This window comes from Leptospira sarikeiensis (genome assembly GCF_004769615.1).
Classification (GTDB): Bacteria; Spirochaetota; Leptospiria; order Leptospirales; family Leptospiraceae; genus Leptospira_B; species Leptospira_B sarikeiensis.
The window spans coordinates 1-664 of sequence record NZ_RQGF01000037.1 but is presented as its reverse complement, the minus strand read 5'-3'; the positions used below and the strand labels follow the sequence as shown (position 1 = coordinate 664).

The 664-nt window shown below is 40.7% G+C and carries 1 protein-coding gene; it reads right to left on the bottom strand.

The window, feature by feature from the left end:
• Positions 1 to 664: hypothetical protein (locus EHQ64_RS20270; protein WP_167882429.1), on the bottom strand; the 664-nt coding region annotated here is incomplete at both ends.

The window sequence follows — 664 nt, the reverse complement described above, 5'->3', positions numbered from 1 at the left end:
TCCGTTAGGATCCAAAAGGAAAGTAAGTTGGTCCTTACGCATTAAATATTCGGATTGGAATCCTTCATAATAGGACAATAGTCGATCCGAAACTGATTTTGCTGTAGTATTACGATCTTCTAAACTAGATCTAAAGGCCTGGATAGAATTTCCAAAATTGCCGAATAGTCCGTTCAAGTCATTGAAGGAACTTCCCATTCCAGAAAGAACAGGAGCCCAAGCCTTGGAGCCTGTATCTAGTCCGGATCTAAGCGCAGATAGATCGTTTTTAGCACTCGTTCTTGCAGCGCCTGTCAGACTGGAATCGATTACAGTATCCCCTCTTTGGAATACATCCAATAGGATCGTATTTAGATAATTCGTGGTTTGATCCAAATCGCTCAAATAAGACTGGAAGTTCCCTACACTGATCGCTCCGCCTTGGATATCGTTAACAAGACCTAAGATCCGATTCGAATATTCAAGACTTCCCTTTAAGGAAGCATTTGCACTCGCATATGTTTGGTATTCTCCGGATTTATCTTTTATTAAAGTAAAACCGTCTTTCATGGAAGTACTTACAGTATCCCATTCTGCGAGTAGAGACTCCAAATACGTAATCCCCTGATCCACACGATCAAGTCCAAGATAAGTAGTATCGTAAGAAGAAACAGAACCTAAACTT